Source organism: Paenimyroides baculatum, assembly GCF_008629655.1.
Lineage (GTDB): Bacteria > Bacteroidota > Bacteroidia > Flavobacteriales > Flavobacteriaceae > Flavobacterium > Flavobacterium baculatum.
The window spans coordinates 264,405-286,167 of the sequence record NZ_VWSG01000002.1; the positions used below are offsets into that span (position 1 = coordinate 264,405).

Genomic DNA, 21,763 nt, shown 5'->3' on the forward strand with positions numbered 1-21,763 from the left:
TGTTGTTTGGCTGTAAAATTACTATTTTATAATTATTTTAGCTATTATTTGATTGGATTTTTCGGGATTGATTCCATAAAAAAATCTAACTTTTAAAAAGTTAGATTTTTTTATTATTTGTCATCGTCGTCATCTTCCTCGTCGTCGTCAAAATCTTCATCATCCTCATCGTCGAAGTCTTCATCATCAAAATCATCGTCATCGTCTGAATCATCCTCGTCGTCATCTTTCTTTTTCTTTTCAGACTTCTTTTTCGATGCTTTTTTTGATTTTTGATCGTCTTCGTCTTCATCAATATCCAAATCTTTTACATTGATTGAATCAACAGAAGAAATATCTTCTTCATCAAAATTTTCAATTCTATCTTGTAACTTGGTACTTACTTTTACTAAATAAATAGTATCGTTGGTTTTTACTTCAACAGCTTCAATAAGTTCACCTTTAGCATTGGTAAATTGGATGACATCGGCATCATCATATCCGTCGGGAAATCTTTCGACTAACAAGCTTAAAATTTCGTTTGTTAATTTTGCGTAATCAACAATTATTCTCTTCATTATTGTGGTAGTTATTGTGTTTCAAAAATACAATAGCTGTGCTGTATTATGCAAATTATTTGAAACTTTTTTTCTGTTTTTTTTATTGTCCTAAGATATAGGCGAATACCAATGGCGCAACAATAGTAGCATCAGATTCGATCATAAATTTAGGTGTATCGATATCTAATTTACCCCAAGTAATTTTCTCGTTTGGAACTGCACCAGAGTAAGATCCATAAGATGTTGTTGAATCAGAAATCTGACAGAAATACGACCAGAAAGGTACATCTTCCCACTCTAAATCCTGATACATCATTGGAACTACACAAATTGGAAAATCGCCCGAAATACCACCTGCAACCTGGAAGAAACCTACACCTTTACCACCGGAATTAGCACGATACCATTCTGTTAAGTAAATCATGTATTCGATACCCGATTTTACGGTTGATGCCTGTAAATTTCCTTTAATTACGTTTGATGCAAAGATGTTTCCTGTTGTAGAATCTTCCCAACCCGGACAAACAATCGGCAGGTTTTTCTTTGCTGCTTCAACAATCCAAGAATCTTTTGGATCGATCTCATAATACTGCTCTAAAACTCCAGAATTTACTACCTGATACAAAAATTCATGCGGTAAATAACGTTCTCCTTTTGCTTCTGCTGCATACCAAACATCTTCTAAATGTTGTTGTAAACGGCGAAATGCTTCTTCTTCTGGAATACACGTATCTGTAACACGGTTAAAGTGCGTATCTAATAATTCGCGTTCTTGTTCCGGCGTTAAATCTCTCCAGTTCGGAATTCTTTTATAGTGTGAATGTGCAACCAAATTCATTACATCTTCTTCTAAATTTGCACCTGTACATGAAATAATATGTACTTTGTCCTGACGGATCATTTCTGCCAACGAAACTCCTAATTCTGCAGTTGACATTGCGCCACCTAACGAAATAAGCATTTTACCGCCTTCTAATAAATGTTGTTCGTAACCTTTTGCTGCATCAACCAAAGCTGCTGCGTTGAAATGACGGTAATTATGTTCGATAAATTGCGAAATTGGTCCTTTCATAATTCTATTATTTTTCTTTATTATTTTGTTTGTTTATTATTTGAATATCCTAAGATTTTTAAAACATCGTCTGCGGTTTGCTGTTCCGAGAAAATTTCGGTTGCCAGAATTCCGTTTTCGTCACGATCTATTAAAATATGTTTTGGTTGGGGAATTAAACAGTGATGAATTCCACCTTGTCCACCAATTGTTTCCTGATATGCACCCGTGTTGAAAAAACCTATATACAGCGGTTTTTCTTTATTGAATTTAGGCAGATAAATAGCATTCCAGTTTTGTTCTGAATTGTAATAATCATCAGAATCACAAGTCATTCCACCTAAAAGAACGCGCTCATAAGATTCGTTCCATCGGTTTACCGCCAACATAATGAATCGTTTGTTAATTGCCCAAGTATCTGGCAACGTGGTGATGAAAGACGAATCGATCATATTCCATTTTTCACGATCGTTCTGTTGTTTCTGATACAAAACTTTATAGATTGCTCCCCCCGATTCTCCTACCGTAAACGATCCAAATTCTGTAAAAATATTTGGCAAATCTACATCGGCTTCTTCACATGCCATTTTGATCTGATTGACAATTTCATCAACCATATACGCGTAATCGTAATCAAAATTCAACGAGTTTTTAATAGGGAAACCACCACCAATATTTAAGCCGGTTAATGTTGGGCATTCTTTTTTAAGACTTGTGTAAACTTTTAAACATTTACCCAATTCGTTCCAATAATACGCCGTATCGCGAATACCGGTATTAATAAAGAAATGCAACATTTTAAGTTCAACATTCGTATTTTCGGCAACAGTTTTTCTGTAAAAAGGCAGAATATTTTTGTAACCGATACCCAAACGCGATGTATAAAATTCGAATTTTGGCTCTTCTTCTGATGCAATACGAATTCCGATTTGGAATTTTCCTTTGATACGTTCTTGCAACAAATCCAATTCTTCGTAATTATCAATAATCGGAATGGTATTTTTATGTCCGCCATTAATTAAACGTGCAATATTTTCAACATATTGGTCGCGTTTAAAACCGTTGCAGATTACAATTGTCTTTTTATTTATTTTACCGTTCGCCAGTAAATTCTCAACAATATTAATATCAAAAGCCGACGACGTTTCCACATGGATATCGTTCTTAAAAGCTTCGTTCATAACATATTCAAAGTGTGAACTTTTAGTACAGTAGCAATAGTAATAATTACCTTCGTACTTATGTTTTTCCATTGCTTTTCTAAACCAGCCTTTTGCCTTGTTTATATTGTTTGAAATTTGTGGAAGATAGGTAAATTTCAATGGTGTTCCGTATTGTTCTACCAATTTCATTAAATCGATATTATGGAACATTAAATTGTCTTTATTTAATGAAAACTCTTCTTGCGGAAAGTAAAATGTTTGGTTTATTAAGTCGAAATATTTTGTATTCATAAAAAATCTTCTTTAAAAAATTATTAATTAGTTAAGTGTATTTGATATAAATACGATTTTCAAACCCGTAGATTGGCAAAAGCAATTGATAATTTTTGATTGTAGATTTTACTTACAATTACAGCCTTTAAAGGTTTATTTAAAGTAACAGATAAACCCAACTGTTTTATAACCCGACTGATTTTTTTAACCAACGGATTTAAAACATTTATTATTGGAAGGTTATAATTTTTGTTCACTTACAAAATTTAGTAACGTTAATAGTAAATTAATTGTACAAATAATCGTTAAAAGCTTCGGTAATCAACTCACTTTCAACAACTTCATTAAAAACACCTTTACCAATACCGCTTAACAACGTAAACTGCACAATACCGTTCACATTCTTTTTATCGTGTATTAGTAAATGGGTACAAATTTCAATATCATTTTCGGTAAAAACAATATTTTCAAACATCAAATTTAAAGTTTCTTTTATTTCTAAATATGAATTTTTTGTTAACAAGTCTTTTTTGTACGAAATAAATGCTTCCAAAATCATTCCTATTGCAACAGCTTCGCCATGTAACAAAGGCTGAATACCTTTTCCGGAATGACTGTATGTTTCGATTACGTGACCTAATGTGTGTCCGAAATTTAATAATTTTCTAACATTTTCTTCGAATGGATCCTGCAAAACAATTTCGTTTTTAATGGAAACCGAATGATAAATAAGCAACAATAAATCTTCGGTTGTTAATTCGCCTAAATTTTTAAGCTGATTCCAATACGATGCATCCGCAATTAAACCGTGCTTAAACATTTCTGCCAAACCAGAACGCATCTGATTTCCCGGTAATGTTTCCAGAAAAGCAGTATCAATCAAAACCATTTGCGGTTGCGAAAAACTGCCCACCATGTTTTTTAATCCGCCTAAATTAACGCCGGTTTTTGTTCCAACCGAAGCATCAACCATTGCCAGCAAACTTGTTGGTATGTTCACAAAATCGATTCCTCTTTTATAGGTTGATGCAACAAATCCGCCTAAATCGCAAACCATTCCGCCACCTACATTAATAAGGAGTGCTTTTCTGTCGATATTCAGCTCAACCAAACTTTCCCAAACAGCAGTGCAGGTTTCTACGGTTTTGTTTTCTTCGCCCTGTTCAATTTCAATAATTTCAAAAGTAACATCAACAGCCAGCCACTGCAACACATAATTTAAACAATGTTGTGCTGTATTTTCATCGACCAACAATACAATTTTACTGTATTTTTTATCGTTAATTAGCTGTGAAAGAGTAGAATAACAATCAACTCCAAAACCAATAATGTAATCTGCTGCCTGTATTTGCATGCTTAAAAAAAATTTGATGTAAAAATAAAGCAATTTTTATAACTATTGTATCTTTGCAGCACAACTTTAAACCTAATGGAGAAGATATTTGATAATACCGAGGTTGCTTTTGCATTAAAAAACAACACCGAACTAAATAAAGCATACTACTTGTTTAAGTTAATAAGCAGTAATGCATTAGTTAAAATAGGTACCTCTTTAACAAGTTTTGCCATATCAACAAACCTGCCTGTAAAGGGATTGATAAAATCTACCGTATTTGATCATTTTTGCGGTGGTGTAACAGAAGAAGACTGCTTAAAAGTGGTTGATAAAATGTACACAAAAGGTGTTTCGTCGGTTTTAGATTATTCTGTTGAAGGAAAAGAAACCCAGGAACAGTTTGATCATGCGTTGCAAATGACCTTAAAAACCATTGAATTTGCTAAAGAACGCACGGCAATTCCGTTTGCTGTTTTTAAACCTACAGGTGTTGGCAGATTTTTCTTATTTGAAAAGAAAGGCGAAAATTTACCTTTTACCGATGCTGAACAACAAGAATGGAACCGAATTGTAGAACGTTTTGACATTATTTGCAGAACGGCTTACGAAAAAGGTGTTTTATTATTGATTGATGCCGAAGAAAGCTGGATGCAGGATGCTGCCGATGATTTGGTTTTGGATATGATGCGTAGGTACAACAAAGAAAAGTGTATTGTTTTTAACACGGCACAAACATATCGTTGGGATCGTTTTGACTTTGTTAAGAACACGCATGCCGTTGGTTTACGCGAAGGCTTTCATGTTGGTTTTAAAGTGGTTCGCGGTGCTTATATGGAAAAAGAGCGTGCACGTGCCGAAGAAAAAGGTTACCCCTCGCCCATTTGCGCTACCAAGGCTCAAACCGATGCTACTTTTAATAAAACGGTTACCTATATGGTGGAAAACTTGGAAAATAAAATTGCTTTGTTTGCCGGTACACACAACGAAGACAGCAGTTATATGTTAATGGAACTGATGACCAAAAATAATATTCCACACACAGACAAACGCATTTGGTTCGGGCAATTGTATGGAATGAGCGATAACATTAGCTACAACCTATCAAACCACAATTACAACGTTGCTAAATATTTACCTTTTGGACCTGTTTATGATGTTGTTCCATATTTGATTCGTCGTGCGAATGAAAACACATCGGTTGCCGGACAAACAAACCGCGAATTAGATTTGTTGGATAAAGAATTAAAACGAAGAAGATCGAAATAGATAAATTTATCAAAATCATATAAAAATTAAAGCACTCTAAATTGAGTGCTTTAATTTTTTAGTATATACTTAAAGATTCCTGCGGAAAGACAATATATTATTTGATCTATATAATGCTTAGATTCAACTTTTAGCTTTATTTAATTTACTATGAAAACGCGAATAGCTAAAGTAAATCAATAGACCTATAATTAACCATACGCTGAAATACAACCAGTTCCAAATGGTTAATTCTGCCATCATATAAATACAGCAAATTAATCCTAACATTGGTATCAAGGAAAGATTTTTTCTAAAACTCCAGATACACAAGAAAACCATCGCTACTAAAAATAACCACATAGGTATTTTATGTTTGAACAAATGAAAACCTGTTTCGAACTTTAATTGTTGATCTACCGGAGCTTTTTCAATCAAAACCACATATTGATCTCCTGATTTTTCTTTTACAGATGAAAGCATCGCTTCTAAATCATTATTAAAATCAATTGGTTTTAATTGATAAGCAGTTTCTACATAAGAAGACATTTTTACAGCATCGTCTTTAGAAAGCTGTGTAACAAAATCTGTAGGTTCGTAAACTTGAGGTGTATTATAAACAAATGCTTCTGCTCCGTTTTTATTCCACATGAAAATCGAAATCAATCCTAAAATAAATCCGACAGGTAAAATATATTTTCCGTTTAAATAAGGAATACGGAATTTTCCACGCGGAATATCTTTATCCTGCAAAACCAAAACACCCGCACAAACCAATGAGAAGGCAAATAATGTACCAATACTGCATAAATCGGTTACCATTGTTAAATTCATAAACAAAGCAGGAATTGCCACAACAAAACCTGTAACAATAGTAGCAAACGATGGTGTTTTATATTTTGGATGGATTTTAGAAAACTTGAGTGGTAATAATCCGTCACGGCTCATACTCATCCAGATTCTCGGTTGTCCCATCTGAAAAACCAAAAGCACACTCGCCATAGCAACTACGGCACTTACAGCCACGATTCCGGCAAACCATTTCAAATCAACCTGATCAAAAACGTACGCCAACGGATCGCCTACATTCAACTGTTTGTAATTAACCATACCTGTTAAAACCAACGCGATGGCAATGTATAAAATAGTACAGATAACGATAGACCAAATCATGCTTCGAGGCAAATCGCGCTGCGGATTTTTACATTCTTCTGCTGTTGTAGAAATAGCATCAAAACCAATATAGGCAAAGAAAACTGCCGACACTCCCTTTAAAACGCCCGATAAACCGTTTGGAGCAAAAGGATAGAAATTATCGGTATCCACATAAAAAATCCCGACAATTAAAACCAATGCAATCACCGCTAACTTAACATAAACCATGATGTTGCTTGCGTTACGCGATTCTTTCATACCGCGATAAACCAACCAGGTAATCAGCACAATAATTGCCAATGCAGGAATATCTGCCACAAAATGAAAGCTTCCAATTCGCGGAGCAGTTGTCCAAGCCGTATGTGCCAATTGTAAATTATTAGGCAGGTTTTCAAACGATTTTCCGCTAGTCATCAATGCCACAGCATCGTCAAAACCTTTGTGCGCCGAAAGGTAATCCATCTGAATCCATTGCGGCAAATGAATCCCCATATTGCTTAACAATCCGGTAAAATAATCACTCCACGAAATTGCCAACGTAATGTTTCCTACGGCATATTCCATAATTAACGACCAACCTATGATCCAAGCAATTACCTCACCAAAAGCTACATAACTATAGGTATAAGCACTGCCCGAAACCGGAACCATCGACGCAAATTCGGCATACGCCATTGCTGCAAATCCGCAGGCTAGCGCAGTAAACATAAACAGGAAAATCACTGCCGGACCTCCATCAAAACTCGCCTGCCCAATGGTACTGAACACACCGGCACCAACAATAGCGGCAATTCCGAAAAATATTAAATCTTTCTGTGTTAAGAATTTGCCCAAGCTGTCTTTTTTACCTTCATTCGCCTGTAATTCGGCTAAAATATTGGTCACATTTTTTTTACGGAATATATTCATTTACTGTAAAAAGTATGATAATTGTTATTTTTTATTTTGGTAAATCTAACTAATTTTACCAAAAGATTACAAGCTATTTGAAATTCATTTACTATAATCAAAATTTATTGTTTGATAAATTTTAACGATAAAAAATTTATAGTTCATTTAAAAATTGAAGGTATCTTTGTATTACAAAATTGAGAAACAACAAATAATCAGTAACTTAAAAAGATAAAAATTATGGCTTTAGTAGGAAAACAATTCCCAAACATTACAGTTGATGCAATTTCTGAAATGGGTGACGATTTAAGAATCAACGTTTTAGAAGAAGCAACAAAAAACAACAAAAAAGTATTATTATTCTGGTATCCAAAAGATTTTACTTTTGTCTGCCCTACAGAATTACACGCTTTTCAGGCTGCTTTACCGGAATTCGAAAAAAGAAACACGGTTGTAATTGGTGCATCTTGTGATACAAATGAAGTTCACTTTGCTTGGTTGAATACTGCAAAAGATAATGGTGGAATTGAAGGTGTAACCTACCCTTTATTAGCTGATACTACTAGAAACTTATCAAGCGTTTTAGGAATTTTAGATGTTACTTCTGAAGTTTATAACGAAGAATTAGATTCAGTTCAAATCGAAGGATCAAACGTAACTTACCGTGCTACTTATTTAATTGACGAAACTGGAAAAATTTTCCACGAAGCAGTTAACGACATGCCATTAGGACGTAACGTAAACGAATTCATCCGTTTAATTGATGCTTACGCACACGTACAAACTCACGGCGAAGTTTGTCCTGCAAACTGGGAAGAAGGTAAAGAAGCTATGAACGCAAACCGCCTTTCTACTGCAGAATATTTAGCTAAACTTTAATTTGTTCAAAGTTTAAGGCTTAAAGTTCAAAGTTCTGAGCGAAACCTTAAACTTTAAACCTTAAACAAAAAAATTATGTTATTAGAATTAGAACAAGATAATTTACAGGAGCTGGTTGCAAACAACCCTAAAGTAGCTGTACAATTTTCGGCTTCATGGTGCGGAAACTGTCGTATTATGAAACCAAAATTCAAAAAAATGGCTACCGAAAAAGAAGATGTAACTTTTGTAATTGTTGATGCAGAAAAATTTCCTGAATCAAGAAAATTAGCTAACGTTTCAAATTTACCAACATTCGCTATTTTTAATGGTGGTGCCTTGGTTGATGAAACACAGACTAACAAAGCCGATGTTTTAGCAGAATTAGTTAACAAATTAGCTTAATTATGAAACTACCTGTAATTAAACATTTAACTGAATTTATTCAGGAAAATGATCAAGACTATATCAATGAAACCATTGAAGTTTTAGAGGCTTTATGCGAAGTTCCGTCTTTAAAAGATGAAGAATTAGATGTAATTGCTGAATTAATTTCAAACATGTACGGTGCCGTTGAAGTTGACAAGCTTATTAAGGCGGGAACGCCTAAAAAAGAAGCTTTAAATACTTTTATGCAGCGCGTATTGGGATCTATTGATAAATAAAAATCTTAAACACGAATATAAACCACGAGCAACAACTCGTGGTTTTTTTATTTCTACAATGATAAATAATTCAGTAATTTTGCCGAAATTGCTTTTGAATGAAACACCAACAAACATCCTTTATTTCGGGCAGAATTAAGAGTGTAACCTATGCCGTTAAAGGATTTTACTTATTAATTACCACCGAACACAGTATTATGGTTCAGTTAACCATTAGTGCGTTAATGTGTATTCTTGGTTTTTATTTAAAAATCAGCGCTGTAGAATGGATGTTTCAAATACTAGCAATTGGGTTGGTTTTAACTGCCGAAAGTTTAAATACTGCCATTGAAGCAATTTGCGATTACATTCAACCAAATTTCGACAAAAAAATAGGTTTTATTAAAGATATTGCAGCGGGTGCTGTAACATTTGCCGCATTAACGGCAGTTGTTATAGGCGCGATTATTTATTTACCAAAATTAATTTAGAAAATGACTGCTAAAAAACAAAATACAAAACAGGCTAACAATAAGCAAATGCCGCCTAAACCAAAGCAAACTGCTACAAACGGAGCGCGCATAAGCTTTATTTTTGGAACTTTATTTTTAATGTTTTCTGTAATTTTATTGTGCAGTTTCATTTCGTACTTTACTTCGGGCAATTACGACCAAAGTGTGGTTGCCGAATTAAACAACCGCGAAATAGAACCCGAAAACTGGGTTGGCAAATTAGGTGCCTGGTTGGCACATAAATTTATTTTCGAAGGATTTGGTATTGCATCGTTCCTATTTATAAAAATATTTGGCGAAGTTGCTTTATGGTTTGGAATACGTTTTAACGCAGCCAAATTACGTCGCATGATTTTTTGGGATTTATTTGCCATCATCGTGTTATCAATTGCATTGGGTCATTTTGGATCGAAATATCCGTTTTTAGGTGGAACAGTCGGTTTTGAAATGAACGATTACCTTCAAGATTATATTGGACAAATCGGAGCGATGCTTGTGGTACTTTTCCTGATTATTTTCTATCTGATTTTCAGAATAAAAATGACTCCGAAAGCTTTCACAAACGTGGTTTCAAACACGCATGCTAAAATCAAGGATAATATCGAAAAAGCCGAAGAAATAATAAATACACAACCGGTTCAGCCAATAAATATTAATCAACCTGTAAGAGAAGATGCTAAAATCATCGTTCCTCCTACTCCGGTTAAAGAAGAAATTCCCGTTGCGAAAATCGACAATGAAGTATCGTTCGATCTAAAGAAAACAGAGAGAAAACCGGAACCTGTACACGATTTTTCTATTACAGATACTTCAGCGAACGCAGATCATCACGAAGAATTCATTATTGAAACTATTGAAGAAGAAGAACCACTTGCCGATGATGATTTATCGAAAAAAATTGTTGAGAATTTTGGTTTGTTTGATCCAACGTTAGAGTTGTCAAAATACCAGTTTCCAACAAGCGAATTGCTGTTTGAACACACAACCGGCGGAATTACCATTAATCAGGCAGAATTAGAAGAAAACAAAAACCGTATTTTAGAAACGCTGAACAATTATAAAATCGGGATTGCACAGATTAAAGCAACTGTTGGTCCAACCGTAACGCTTTATGAAATTGTGCCCGATGCAGGAATCCGTATTTCAAAAATTAAGAGTTTAGAAGACGATATCGCACTGTCTTTATCGGCTTTAGGAATCCGTATTATTGCACCAATTCCAGGAAAAGGAACCATAGGTATTGAAGTTCCGAATACCAAACCATCGACCGTTTCAATGAAATCGCTGATTTTATCTCCGAAATTTCAAAATGCAGAAATGGAACTTCCAATTGCAATCGGTAAAACCATTTCTAACGAAACCTTTGTATTCGATTTAGCAAAAATGCCCCATTTATTAATGGCAGGTGCTACCGGACAAGGAAAATCGGTTGGTTTAAATGCTGTTTTGACATCGTTACTTTATAAAAAACATCCTGCCGAAGTAAAATTTGTTTTGGTAGATCCTAAAAAAGTAGAATTAACGTTGTTTAATAAAATTGAGCGTCACTTTTTAGCCAAATTACCAGATACCGAAGACGCAATTATAACAGATAACACAAAGGTTATCAACACTTTAAATTCGTTATGTATTGAAATGGACAACCGTTATTCTTTGTTGAAAGATGCCATGGTTCGAAACATTAAAGAATACAATGAAAAATTCAAACAACGCAAATTAAACCCAGAACAAGGTCACCGCTTTTTACCTTACATTATTTTGGTGGTTGATGAGTTCGCCGATTTAATTATGACGGCAGGCAAAGAAGTTGAAACACCTATTGCCCGTTTGGCTCAATTGGCGCGTGCAATTGGTATCCACTTAATTATTGCAACGCAACGTCCGTCGGTAAACGTAATTACAGGTATCATTAAAGCCAATTTCCCTGCACGAATTGCTTTCCGAGTGAGTTCGAAAATCGATTCGAGAACTATTTTAGATGGTCCTGGAGCAGATCAATTGATTGGTCGCGGAGATATGCTTTTTACACAAGGAAACGATACGGTTCGTGTACAATGTGGTTTTGTTGATACACCCGAAGTTGAAAAAATTACAGAATTTATCGGCTCTCAAAAAGGTTATGGTGATGCTTATTTGTTACCGGAATATGTTGGTGAAGAAAGTGGCACAAGTCTTGATATTGACATTGCAGACCGCGATGTTATGTTCCGTGAAGCTGCAGAAATTATTGTTACAGCCCAGCAAGGATCGGCATCGTTGTTACAAAGAAAACTAAAATTAGGTTACAACCGTGCCGGCAGATTGATAGATCAGTTGGAAGCAGCCGGTATTGTCGGTTCTTTTGAAGGAAGCAAGGCACGATCTGTAAACATTACCGATTTGGTTTCTTTAGACGAATTTTTAAACAACGAAAAAAACAGAATGTAATGAAAAAATTAGCTGCAATAATCTCAATTGTTTTTATAAGTGTATCAAGCTACGCGCAAAATGCCACTGCTGCAAAAAAATTGTTAGACGAAGTTTCTGCAAAAACAAAAACGTACAACAATATGGTAATTGATTTCAGTTTTAACAACGGAAAACAAGATGCCAAAGGAAAAGCAACTATTCAAGGCGAAAAATATGTGGTAGTTTTTATGGGAATTACCCAGATTTTTGACGGATCTAAAATGTACATCATCAACCCAAACGATGAAGAAGTAACGGTTGCCAGCGCAAAATCTGCCGATTCACAAGCAGTTAGCATTGCAAGTTTGCTATCGTTCTACAAAAAAGGTTACACGTACGCGTGGGATAAAAAACAAATCATAAACGGTAAATCTATTCAGTTTATCAAACTTATTCCTACCAGCAGTAAAGATGTTAAAGAGGTTTATTTGGGTATTGATACAAAAACCAAAAATATTTACAATAGAACCGATGTTTACAAAGGCGGCAGTAAATCAATTATTACCATAAAATCTTTTAAAACAAATCAAACTTTGTCAAAAAACCTTTTTACCTTTACAAAATCTAAATATCCAAATTATTACATCAACAATTTAGATTAAAGTAACACGTGAAAATACTTGATCGATATATATTAATAAGTTTTGTAAAAACGTTTTTTTCGGTATTTGCAATCTTGTTTTTCATTTTTGTATTACAAGGAGTTTGGGTCTTTATTGGCGAATTAGCTGGTAAAGACCTTGATTTTATTACAATAATTAAATTTTTATTTTTCTATTCGCCAAAAATGATTCCAATGGTGCTGCCTTTGTCAGTGCTACTGGCATCGATTATGACCTTTGGCGATTTTTCTGAAAATTACGAATTTGCAGCTATGAAATCGTCTGGAATTTCATTGCAAAGAGCCATGCGTTCGTTGATTGTTTTCATATTGATTTTATCGGGAGTTTCGTTTTGGTTTGTGAACAATGTAGCACCAAAATCAGAATTTAAGTTCGTAAACATGCGTCGTGACATTATTCACACCAAGCCGGCAATGGCAATTGCTGCGGGGCAGTTTAACGATTTAGGCGCGATGAACATTAAGGTGGATGAAAAATACGGAGAGAAAGACGAAAAACTTCGAAACGTAACCATACACGTTATCAACCAACAAAGCAGTTTGAACAAAACCGTGATTAAAGCTAAAACCGGAAAGATCGAAACCAACGAAAACAGTCCGATTTTAAAGCTGCATTTATTCGATGGAAATTATTATGAAGATGTAACATCGCGCCGCAGTTCTGATACAAAACCTTTTATAAAATCGGAATTTGAACATTACATCATGAGTATCGATGTATCTGAATTTGATAAATCTGATGATGAAATGCAGGAAATATCAAATACGGCAACCATGATGAATATTTCGCAGTTAAACTATACGATTGATTCGTTAAACGTGAATTTCAAAAATGAAATAAAAACGCAGGTTGATGCCGATAATAGCAACAATCGTTTGTTTTTATCGAATGCAGAAAAAGACAACGATATTGTTTACAAAACAATCAGTTTAGATTCATTACTGTCGATTAAAAAACGATCTCAAAAAATAAGTCTGTACGCAAATGCATCGGCAGTAGCAGAAAATATCCGATTCAATATCACCAACAACAAAAGTGCACTTTTAGAAAAAACCAAGCACATTAACCGCCATTGGATTGCTTTTTACGAAAAATTCGTCATTGCATTTTCATGTCTTTTAATGTTCTTCATTGGTGCTCCGCTGGGTGCAATCATTAGAAAAGGTGGTTTGGGTTTACCAATGGTTTTTGCCGTATTAATATTTATTTCGTACCACTTTATAAACACATTTGGTAAAAAACTGGCACAAGAAAACGGTATTACACCTTTTTTCGGTGCCTGGTTATCTACTATGGTATTGTTGCCAATGGCAATTACATTAACTTATAAAGCCACAAAAGACAGGGGAATTAACAGTATAGATAACTTGTTGTATCCTGTTACAAATTATCTGAAAACAAAATTTAAAAAGAAACAACAAAACAACACATAAAATGTCTGATATAAAATTAAACACCATAGAAGAAGCTATCGAAGATATTCGTCAAGGGAAAATAATTATTGTAGTAGATGACGAAGATCGTGAAAACGAGGGCGATTTTATAGCTGCAGCAGAAAAAGTAACGCCAGAAATGATCAACTTTATGGCAAAGCACGGTCGCGGTTTAATTTGTGCACCTTTAACGCAAAAACGCTGTAAAGAATTAGATCTTCACCCAATGGTAATCAACAATACGGTTTTACATCAAACTGCTTTTACGGTGTCGGTTGATTTAATCGGACACGGATGTACTACTGGAATTTCGGCACACGATCGATCAAAAACCATTGAGTTTTTAGTAAAAGACGATACAAAACCAGAAGATTTAGGTAGACCCGGACATATATTTCCATTAATTGCAAAAGAAGGCGGTGTTTTAAGAAGAACCGGACATACCGAAGCAGCTGTTGATTTAGCCAGATTGGCAGGTTTTAAACCAGCAGGAATTTTAGTCGAAATTTTAAATGAAGATGGATCAATGGCTCGTTTGCCTCAATTGGTCGATGTTGCGAAGAAATTCGATATGAAACTGATTTCGATTGAAGATTTGGTTGCATACAGAATGAAACACGACAGTTTGATTCAGAAAAAAGAAGATTTCGACTTACAAACCAAATATGGAACGTACCGTTTACGTGCCTATTTACAGGTAACCAACAAACAAGTCCATATTGCACTGACAAAAGGAGTTTGGAATAATGGAGACGCAGTTTTAACCAGAATTAACTCATCGCAGGTTAATAATGATATATTAGGAAATCTTACCAATAATCAGGATGAAAAGCTAGATTTAATGTTCCAAGCAATTGATCGTGAAGGAAAAGGTGCGATTTTGTTTATCAACCAAGAATACAATACCCTTGATTTACTAAAACGCCTAGGCGAATTAAAAGAATTACAGTCAGAAACTGATGCTATTGTGAAAGCTCCGAAAATTCAGCTTGATAATAAAGATTTCGGAATTGGTGCGCAGATATTACACGACATCAACATTTCGAAAATCAAATTAATGAGTAATTCTGAACACAGCAAACGCGTTGGTATGGTTGGTTATGGTTTGGAAATTGTAGATCATATTAATTTTTAGATTTTTTTCATCTCACTATTTGCAGATTAATAAAAACATATTATATTTGCACCACAATTAACGAAGGAAACAACGTTAAGGAGAAATGGCAGAGTGGTCGAATGCGGCAGTCTTGAAAACTGTTGACTGTAACAGGTCCGGGGGTTCGAATCCCTCTTTCTCCGCGAGCCGAAAGGAAAATCGTACTAAAATCCACTAAATTCAACAATTTAGTGGGTTTTTACTTTTAGGGCTATATCAAATTATTCATTAAATCTAAAAGTTTAGGTGTCTTTCAATGTGTCACTAAAAAATTAAATTTAAAGTAACTCCTCTCAATGAAAACACCGCTACGACAAGGTGTTCAACGGCATATTCAAAAAATGTACATCTTGTGTGTAGTTATTAAATCGAATAAATTTAATCCTAACTTTAAGGTCACCAACAATGAACACATCAGTATGTATTCTCTTTTACATTAAGAGAGCAAAAGCAAACAATATCTGTTTTATCAATCAGATCAATCTTCGGATTTTTAAAAGAAGGATCGATAATCGGAGAAATTAAAAATAGTTTATCTGGTAACCTTATTTTATTTTCAATTAATCTTTGCGTAAGTGTTATCGGTAAGGCTCCTCCTACCGAATCTCCTATACAGATTATATTCTCAGAATCAAAATGCTGTAATGCTTCTCTATAAACTTCGTCAATATTTCTAGAAATTTCGGGGATTTTATTTTCGGGAGCTTTAGGATAATTGCACATCCAAACAGTATATCGTGTAAGTCTGCTCAATTTTTCCATCGTGTCCCAATGATGCTTTACCGGTCCGTAACCAAATGCACCACCATGTATAAAAAGAATTAATTTTTTCGATTCTTTTACTGAACTTCCTTCAGTAACTTCAGTGTTGGAAACCCTAAAAGTAGTTAAACGGCTCTTTTGCCTAAAATACTTATTCCTGGGAACAGGAACATCTTATTTACGCAGTTTTCTATAATTGATAGAATCAGTATTAAAAGTTTTTTTATGCCTTTCAATCTGATAACAAATAAGGCAAGATAATATGATAAACTGTATTTCATAAGATTAATTTAAGTTGATTTATAAAGTTAGGTCTTTACATGCTAGTTAGCAACCGTAGTTCCATGATTGTTTGAATAAAATATTATCTTAAGATTATTTTAATGATTTTTTTATTATATAAACACAAATACATCAAGTACTATTCATTATTTTTTGTTAAATTTACATTAATCAACAACATCTCTAACCTTTAAAAGCAATCTTAACATGAAGAAAAATATTTTTTACAAAGCTGCCCTTTGTTTTACTGCTGCCTTGTTATTTGGCAATATACCACAAGCAGATGCCTGCACCCGCGTGGTCTACAAAGGTACCAACCAAACAATTATTACGGCTAGATCTATGGACTGGAAACATGAGATTGATGCAAATTTATGGATTTTTCCACGCGGCATGGAACGTTCAGGAAATGTAGGAAAAAGCTCCGTAAAATGGAACTCAAAGTATGGAAGCGTAATAGCGAGTGCTTGGGATATTGCAACAACCGACGGAATAAACGAAAAAGGTTTGGTAGCAAATGTGCTGTGGCTTGTTGAAAGTGAATACCCAAAGTTTGACTCAAAGGCATCAAAACAAGGTCTGACAATTTCTGCATGGGCGCAGTATGTGCTTGATAATTATGCTTCGGTTAAAGAAGCCGTGCAGGATTTGGAAAAGGAATCATTCGTTATAGTGTCTGATTTTATACCAGGAACAGATCAGTTTACTACACTGCATCTGTCAATTTCAGATGCATCGGGCGACAATGCTATTTTTGAATACATTGGAGGAAAACTTAAGATTCATCATGATCCTTCGTACACCGTTATGACCAATTCGCCTGTGTTTGAAGAGCAGTTGGCTATAAGCAAATATTGGAAAAGTATTCCCGGAACCATTATGCTTCCTGGTACAAACAGGGCTGCCGACCGTTTTGCAAGAGCTGCCTACTATATCAATGCCATACCGCAGACCGCAGACACACAGACTTCTGTTGCCAGTGTTTTCAGCGTTATACGCAACTGTTCTGTTCCTTTGGGAATTTCATCGGAAACGGAACCCAACATATCCTCTACCCGCTGGCGATCAGTTGCAGATCATAAAAATCTGGTTTACTATTTTGAAACCGTGAAAACACCCAATACTTTCTGGGTTGACTTGAAAAAAATTGATTTCGGAAAGAAAGGCGGCGTTAAAAGATTAAGCTTGAGTAAAAACGAAACCTATTCAGGGGAAACATCCAAACAGTTTGCAGATGCGAAACCTTTTACTTTTATAGGACTGTAAAACAACAAACCTCCCGCAGTGAATCGGGAGGTTTAAATATCTGTTAATATTGTTTATCTTTAAAAACTGTTTAGTTTTCCATTCCTAAAAAAATCCCCTCTCTACTAAATCTCAAATCGAAATTATTTGTAAGGTCTACATTAAAGCCATATATTTCCTTACCAATACTTTCAATTGAAGCTGAAGGATAATTAGAATTTACGTATGTTACAATATTAGCATGTATAAAACTGGTTGGTAAACTGCGTCCGTTTCCGTCAACTTCTGTCCACATACCGTTTTTATCGAAATCGACCTGTGTTCCATCTGTTAAACGTACTTCATAATATTCGTCCACAGACCTTGCATCTCTCTGAATTTGTACTATCGGGTATCCTAGAAAATAAGTTTCTAAAAATGATTTTGACTGAGACGGAAGTTCAGATGTCTGAACGATGGTTTCTGAATTATTGTCGTCTGAAGAGCAAGAAGCTGCTAATAGCGTAACAAAAAAAAGGTTGATAATGATAAAACTATTCTTTTCATATCGTACTCAATTTTAATCGTCTATTCTTTTAAATTCTCCCTGAGCGTTAAATTCCAATTCCAATCCGTTAGACAACTTAACATCCTGTTTCCCGAAACGCCCTTTTTCAATCTTTACAATATGGGTATTGGGAAACTTCTGTTTAACATGATTCAGGATGTTTTTTGAAATAAATGCAGTTGGAATTACTGTTCTGTTGCCATCAACTTCTGTCCAATTTCCGTCTGAATCGAATTCGATTTCCCTGCCGTCGCTAAATTTTATTTTATAATCTGTAGAAAAAGTTTCTTTATCCTTTTTGATGTAATCAACGGTACTTTTTGAGAAATGTTCCAATACGAATTTCTGTACCACATTAGGCAGTTCGGCTTTCGTAATAATTGTTTCCTGTGCGTATGAGCCTATTCCTGTTAAAAGGAAAAAGGCTGCCAAAAATTTAAGCTGTACTTTTTTCATGATATTGATCTTTTAAAATTATACAGCAAAGGTCTACAGCAAATTAGGAAGCATTTAGGAATTCTTGGTTTTTAAAGAAAAAACATGAAAGTTATTTTCAAACGAGTACAGAATATTGAGTGCAGCATGATTTTCTGCAATACTTTTAACTATTGAAAGTCCCAGCCCTGTTGAAGAATTATCGTTTACAGCCTTGTAAAACCGGTTAAAAACTAGCTCACTCAAAGGTTCATTCCCTATAGACGTATTTTTAATTTCTACACCATAAGAATCTACTGTAACGATGATTTTTCCACCGTCTGAATTGTATTTTACAGCGTTTCTTATAAGGTTTGAAATAAGTATGTAGGCAAGATCAGGATTAATTACCGTTTTAAACTGTGCTGATTCAGAAAAATCAAGATCTATATTTTTAAACTGCAACAAGTCTAAGAAGTCTTCCAAAACATGCTTCAGTACCTCATTCATTTCAATTTCACTTTTATCTGCATACTGGTTGTTTTCTATTCTGGAAAGCATTAAAAGTGATTTGTTCAGATTTACCAAACGGATCAACCCGTTCTTAGTTTCACTTAGATCTATCAGATTATCTTGGGGAAAAGATTCTTTTTCAATAAGCAGATCCAGTTTGTTAATGGCAATTGCCAAAGGTGTCTGCAATTCATGCGAGGCATTTTCTATAAACTGTTTCTGCTGTAGAAAAGCCGCTTCGTTTCTTTCGATCATTTTGTCTATTTTCTGATCAAGCAGTTTAAATTCCCGTATTTCTGTAGTACTTTGTTTTGCTTTGTATAATTTTCCAAACTCATACTTCCCAAGATTGTCTAAAGTAATGTAAAAGGGTTTCCATACTTTTTTAAGTACAATGTTATTAATAAGTACAATACTTACCACTAAAAAAATATACAGGAAAATAAGCGCAAAAAACAGATCCAACCTAAAATCGTCTTCTTCCACGGTTGATGTTCTTATTTCAAGCTTCTGACAATTTCCGTTGCGATCAACGAAATATGTTTCCAAAATCCTGTAAGGTTCCATTTCGTCATCATATTCCATATAAAAGAGTTGGTTCCTAAAGAAATTTCCTTCTTTATATTGCGAATGATTTACAGGTGTAATCTTGAACTGGTTAAAATTAAACTCCTTGATTTGCAGAGTAGCTTCGTCTGTATATGCTTTTCTTATGATCTGAATTTTCAAATCTTTGAGTCCGTCATCGGTATTGTCATAAAGTTCATCGAGAATAACAGCATAAAAAAGTGCTGCCCATACAGCTATAATAACCAGTAATGCTAAAGCAAGATATTTTAACGTATAATTTTTTAGCGAAATACTCATACTAATTTATATCCAATTCCATAGACTGCCTGAAAGTCAATTTCTGCATGGCTTTCTTTCAGTTTTCTACGAAGGTTTTTAATTTGCGAATAGATAAAATCCAAACTATCTGCCTGATCTATATAATCTCCCCAAACCGATTCAGCTAATGAAGTTTTCTGCAGAATTCTTTCGGGGCGGATCATAAAATAATAAAGCAAGTCAAACTCTTTACGGTTTAACAAAAGCTCTATCGAGTCCACAAAAACTTTACGTTCGTCAGGAAAAAGTGCTACATTTTTAAAAACAACACTGCTTTCCCCTTTCTGATTATTTCGACGGATAGCCGATTTAATGCGAGAATGCAGTTCCATTAGGCTGAAAGGCTTTGCCAGATAATCATCTGCTCCAAGATCTAATCCCAGAACTTTATCTTCTACCGAATCTTTTGCAGAAAGTATAATAACCGCATCTTTTTTACTTAATGCTTTTATTTCTTTAAGCAAATCTATCCCGCTTCCATCTGGCAACATGATATCCAATAAAATGCAGTCATAATCATAGGTTCCTATCCTTTCCAATGCTAATCTATAATTATTTGCTGTTTCAACAATGTATTTTTCGTTTTCCAAAAAATGTTTCACCGTTGCAAGCAAAGTGGGTTCGTCTTCTATAATAAGTATTTTCATGCACTAGAAAATTTTTCACAAAAGTGAAAATAAATTTAGGAATGATTTAGGAATAAAACCGTATTTGGGGAAATATTATTTTTCAGCGGAAACATCGTTTCAGATATACTTAAAGGAATCAGATCTTTCAAAAGAATAAACAACGGATAAAATATTTTAAATTAATTTTTAAAAACACATTGTTATACTATGTAATTTGTTATACATTTGATTTATGAATGAAGAGTATAAAAACAAATGGATATCACAATTAAAGAAAGGTACACTTCCTTTTATTGTACTTAGCGTTTTAAGAAGAAATACTTATTACGGATATGACCTTATAAACGAAATTAAAAAGCTTACGGATATTGTTATTGCTGAAGGTACACTGTACCCTTTGCTAGTAAGACTGAAAAATGAAAACCTTGTATCGCATTCTTGGGTAGAACAAGAATCGGGAATCCCGAGGAAATACTACCAGATTACCGAAGAAGGTAAAAATACCCTAAATGCAATGAAGGACTACTGGACATATATCAACAATACCATACAATCAATTTAAGATGAAATTCAAAGAACTTACCTTTAAAGACCAACATACCGAAAGAATCTACAAAGATTATATTAGCCGGGTTAAAAATTCCGTAAAATCACTAAACAGCGACAACCAGAACGAAACGCTTCTGGAAATCAACAGTCATATTTATGAAGCCTTGCAAGCGCCTGCAGAAAACGAAACCACAGATTTGCTGAATGTTCTGCAAAAGCTGGGCAGTCCGGAACATTTTCTAAAAGAATTGGTTCCCGAAAAAAAATTGGAAGAAGCAGCAAGTTCCTTTAATCCTTTAAAAATACTGAAAGCTTTGATTTTAAACTTCGGAAATGGATTTTCTTATATTGTATTCTTTATACTTTATGTACTCCTTGCAGGATTTATTTTTATGATTTATTCAAAAATCGTCAATCCTGAGCAAACCGGATTTTTTTATACAAATGCCACTTCATGGGTATTGGGGATTTCAAAAAATTACAATCCGCATGAAAAAGAACTGTTAGGCAACTGGTTTATTCCGGTTATGATACTGCTGACTATTCTTTTTTACGTTGTAATTACCTTGTTGTTAAGATTTAAAAAGAAATTCCTTAAAAAATAAAT

22 protein-coding genes and 1 tRNA gene are annotated in these 21,763 nt (G+C 34.4%); 13 read left to right on the forward strand and 10 right to left on the reverse strand.

The window, feature by feature from the left end; translation table 11 throughout:
• Positions 1-113: 113 nt before the first annotated feature.
• The 4 genes from F0460_RS16105 to aroB all read right to left on the reverse strand — a co-directional run bounded on the left by F0460_RS16105 (position 114) and on the right by aroB (position 4,380).
• Complete coding sequence (locus tag F0460_RS16105; RefSeq protein ID WP_190304079.1) at positions 114-557, reverse strand: DNA primase; 444 nt, start codon at positions 555-557, stop codon at positions 114-116.
• Positions 558-639: 82 nt separating this feature from the next.
• Positions 640-1,614, reverse strand: a complete 975-nt coding sequence (locus F0460_RS03790) for a deoxyhypusine synthase family protein (RefSeq protein ID WP_150010406.1) — start codon at positions 1,612-1,614, stop codon at positions 640-642.
• 17 nt (positions 1,615-1,631) lie between these two features.
• On the reverse strand, positions 1,632-3,044 hold the full coding sequence (locus F0460_RS03795) for a type III PLP-dependent enzyme domain-containing protein (protein ID WP_150010408.1): 1,413 nt from the start codon (positions 3,042-3,044) through the stop codon (positions 1,632-1,634).
• 268 nt (positions 3,045-3,312) lie between these two features.
• The gene (gene aroB, locus F0460_RS03800; protein ID WP_150010410.1) at positions 3,313-4,380 is read right to left on the reverse strand and encodes a 3-dehydroquinate synthase; all 1,068 of its coding nucleotides are present in this window, start codon (positions 4,378-4,380) and stop codon (positions 3,313-3,315) included.
• A gap of 75 nt (positions 4,381-4,455) precedes the next feature.
• Here aroB and F0460_RS03805 point away from each other — a divergent pair, with 75 nt between their 5' ends.
• Complete coding sequence (locus F0460_RS03805) at positions 4,456-5,628, forward strand: proline dehydrogenase family protein (protein WP_150010412.1); 1,173 nt, start codon at positions 4,456-4,458, stop codon at positions 5,626-5,628.
• A gap of 123 nt (positions 5,629-5,751) precedes the next feature.
• Here the strand turns inward: F0460_RS03805 and F0460_RS03810 are convergent, their stop codons facing one another.
• Positions 5,752-7,671: an amino acid permease gene (locus tag F0460_RS03810; RefSeq protein ID WP_150010414.1), complete on the reverse strand. Its 1,920-nt coding sequence runs from the start codon at positions 7,669-7,671 to the stop codon at positions 5,752-5,754.
• A gap of 222 nt (positions 7,672-7,893) precedes the next feature.
• On the opposite strand from F0460_RS03810, the gene F0460_RS03815 reads away from it, so the two are divergent.
• From F0460_RS03815 to F0460_RS03855, 9 genes are all read left to right on the forward strand, one after another.
• Positions 7,894-8,532: a peroxiredoxin gene (locus F0460_RS03815; protein ID WP_150010416.1), complete on the forward strand. Its 639-nt coding sequence runs from the start codon at positions 7,894-7,896 to the stop codon at positions 8,530-8,532.
• A 75-nt stretch (positions 8,533-8,607) separates the two neighbouring features.
• On the forward strand, positions 8,608-8,916 hold the full coding sequence (locus tag F0460_RS03820; RefSeq protein WP_091525819.1) for a thioredoxin family protein: 309 nt from the start codon (positions 8,608-8,610) through the stop codon (positions 8,914-8,916).
• A gap of 2 nt (positions 8,917-8,918) precedes the next feature.
• Complete coding sequence (locus F0460_RS03825) at positions 8,919-9,176, forward strand: DUF6952 family protein (protein ID WP_150010418.1); 258 nt, start codon at positions 8,919-8,921, stop codon at positions 9,174-9,176.
• 98 nt (positions 9,177-9,274) lie between these two features.
• Positions 9,275-9,646, forward strand: coding sequence for a diacylglycerol kinase family protein (locus F0460_RS03830; RefSeq protein ID WP_091525823.1), 372 nt, complete (start codon positions 9,275-9,277; stop codon positions 9,644-9,646).
• Positions 9,647-9,649: 3 nt separating this feature from the next.
• Positions 9,650-12,094: a DNA translocase FtsK gene (locus F0460_RS03835; protein WP_397361822.1), complete on the forward strand. Its 2,445-nt coding sequence runs from the start codon at positions 9,650-9,652 to the stop codon at positions 12,092-12,094.
• Positions 12,094-12,717, forward strand: a complete 624-nt coding sequence (locus F0460_RS03840) for a LolA family protein (protein WP_150010421.1) — start codon at positions 12,094-12,096, stop codon at positions 12,715-12,717. Before F0460_RS03835 ends, F0460_RS03840 begins: the two co-directional genes overlap by 1 nt.
• Positions 12,718-12,725: 8 nt before the next feature.
• Positions 12,726-14,171: an LptF/LptG family permease gene (locus tag F0460_RS03845; RefSeq protein ID WP_150010423.1), complete on the forward strand. Its 1,446-nt coding sequence runs from the start codon at positions 12,726-12,728 to the stop codon at positions 14,169-14,171.
• A 1-nt stretch (position 14,172) separates the two neighbouring features.
• A complete protein-coding gene (gene ribB / locus F0460_RS03850; RefSeq protein WP_150010425.1) occupies positions 14,173-15,306 on the forward strand; it encodes a 3,4-dihydroxy-2-butanone-4-phosphate synthase in 1,134 nt (377 codons plus the stop codon).
• A 79-nt stretch (positions 15,307-15,385) separates the two neighbouring features.
• Positions 15,386-15,470, forward strand: a tRNA-Ser gene (locus F0460_RS03855).
• A gap of 271 nt (positions 15,471-15,741) precedes the next feature.
• Here F0460_RS03855 and F0460_RS03860 read toward each other — a convergent pair.
• The gene (locus tag F0460_RS03860) at positions 15,742-16,149 is read right to left on the reverse strand and encodes an alpha/beta hydrolase (RefSeq protein WP_150010427.1); all 408 of its coding nucleotides are present in this window, start codon (positions 16,147-16,149) and stop codon (positions 15,742-15,744) included.
• Positions 16,150-16,578: 429 nt separating this feature from the next.
• On the opposite strand from F0460_RS03860, the gene F0460_RS03865 reads away from it, so the two are divergent.
• Positions 16,579-17,637, forward strand: coding sequence for a linear amide C-N hydrolase (locus tag F0460_RS03865; protein ID WP_150010429.1), 1,059 nt, complete (start codon positions 16,579-16,581; stop codon positions 17,635-17,637).
• Between the two features lie 70 nt (positions 17,638-17,707).
• On the opposite strand, the gene F0460_RS16110 is transcribed toward F0460_RS03865, so the two are convergent.
• From F0460_RS16110 to F0460_RS03885, 4 genes are all read right to left on the reverse strand, one after another.
• On the reverse strand, positions 17,708-17,974 hold the full coding sequence (locus F0460_RS16110; protein ID WP_190304080.1) for a PepSY-like domain-containing protein: 267 nt from the start codon (positions 17,972-17,974) through the stop codon (positions 17,708-17,710).
• Positions 17,975-18,175: 201 nt separating this feature from the next.
• The gene (locus F0460_RS03875) at positions 18,176-18,619 is read right to left on the reverse strand and encodes a PepSY-like domain-containing protein (RefSeq protein WP_150010433.1); all 444 of its coding nucleotides are present in this window, start codon (positions 18,617-18,619) and stop codon (positions 18,176-18,178) included.
• Positions 18,620-18,673: 54 nt separating this feature from the next.
• Positions 18,674-19,957 carry a sensor histidine kinase gene (locus tag F0460_RS03880; protein WP_150010435.1) on the reverse strand — a complete coding sequence of 428 codons (1,284 nt, stop codon included), beginning with the start codon at positions 19,955-19,957 and terminating at the stop codon, positions 18,674-18,676.
• The gene (locus F0460_RS03885) at positions 19,954-20,625 is read right to left on the reverse strand and encodes a response regulator transcription factor (protein WP_150010437.1); all 672 of its coding nucleotides are present in this window, start codon (positions 20,623-20,625) and stop codon (positions 19,954-19,956) included. The genes F0460_RS03880 and F0460_RS03885 overlap by 4 nt, the downstream gene beginning before the upstream one ends.
• 214 nt (positions 20,626-20,839) lie before the next feature.
• On the opposite strand from F0460_RS03885, the gene F0460_RS03890 reads away from it, so the two are divergent.
• Both F0460_RS03890 and F0460_RS03895 read left to right on the forward strand, forming a co-directional pair.
• Complete coding sequence (locus tag F0460_RS03890) at positions 20,840-21,169, forward strand: PadR family transcriptional regulator (protein ID WP_150010439.1); 330 nt, start codon at positions 20,840-20,842, stop codon at positions 21,167-21,169.
• A gap of 1 nt (position 21,170) precedes the next feature.
• Positions 21,171-21,761, forward strand: a complete 591-nt coding sequence (locus F0460_RS03895; RefSeq protein WP_150010441.1) for an HAAS signaling domain-containing protein — start codon at positions 21,171-21,173, stop codon at positions 21,759-21,761.
• Positions 21,762-21,763 lie beyond the last annotated feature (2 nt).

Bases quoted from the DNA above. Each gene is read 5' to 3' on its own strand.
- F0460_RS03835 (WP_397361822.1), top strand. From the start codon at position 9,650: ATGACTGCTAAAAAACAAAATACAAAACAGGCTAACAATAAGCAAATG.
- F0460_RS03885 (WP_150010437.1), bottom strand. From the start codon at position 20,625: ATGAAAATACTTATTATAGAAGACGAACCCACTTTGCTTGCAACGGTG.
- F0460_RS03895 (WP_150010441.1), top strand. From the start codon at position 21,171: ATGAAATTCAAAGAACTTACCTTTAAAGACCAACATACCGAAAGAATC.
- aroB (WP_150010410.1), bottom strand. From the start codon at position 4,380: ATGCAAATACAGGCAGCAGATTACATTATTGGTTTTGGAGTTGATTGT.
- F0460_RS03810 (WP_150010414.1), bottom strand. From the start codon at position 7,671: ATGAATATATTCCGTAAAAAAAATGTGACCAATATTTTAGCCGAATTA.
- F0460_RS03795 (WP_150010408.1), bottom strand. From the start codon at position 3,044: ATGAATACAAAATATTTCGACTTAATAAACCAAACATTTTACTTTCCG.
- F0460_RS03890 (WP_150010439.1), top strand. From the start codon at position 20,840: ATGAATGAAGAGTATAAAAACAAATGGATATCACAATTAAAGAAAGGT.
- F0460_RS03825 (WP_150010418.1), top strand. From the start codon at position 8,919: ATGAAACTACCTGTAATTAAACATTTAACTGAATTTATTCAGGAAAAT.
- F0460_RS03830 (WP_091525823.1), top strand. From the start codon at position 9,275: ATGAAACACCAACAAACATCCTTTATTTCGGGCAGAATTAAGAGTGTA.
- F0460_RS03840 (WP_150010421.1), top strand. From the start codon at position 12,094: ATGAAAAAATTAGCTGCAATAATCTCAATTGTTTTTATAAGTGTATCA.
- ribB (WP_150010425.1), top strand. From the start codon at position 14,173: ATGTCTGATATAAAATTAAACACCATAGAAGAAGCTATCGAAGATATT.
- F0460_RS03820 (WP_091525819.1), top strand. From the start codon at position 8,608: ATGTTATTAGAATTAGAACAAGATAATTTACAGGAGCTGGTTGCAAAC.
- F0460_RS03815 (WP_150010416.1), top strand. From the start codon at position 7,894: ATGGCTTTAGTAGGAAAACAATTCCCAAACATTACAGTTGATGCAATT.
- F0460_RS03875 (WP_150010433.1), bottom strand. From the start codon at position 18,619: ATGAAAAAAGTACAGCTTAAATTTTTGGCAGCCTTTTTCCTTTTAACA.
- F0460_RS03865 (WP_150010429.1), top strand. From the start codon at position 16,579: ATGAAGAAAAATATTTTTTACAAAGCTGCCCTTTGTTTTACTGCTGCC.
- F0460_RS16105 (WP_190304079.1), bottom strand. From the start codon at position 557: ATGAAGAGAATAATTGTTGATTACGCAAAATTAACAAACGAAATTTTA.
- F0460_RS03880 (WP_150010435.1), bottom strand. From the start codon at position 19,957: ATGAGTATTTCGCTAAAAAATTATACGTTAAAATATCTTGCTTTAGCA.
- F0460_RS03805 (WP_150010412.1), top strand. From the start codon at position 4,456: ATGGAGAAGATATTTGATAATACCGAGGTTGCTTTTGCATTAAAAAAC.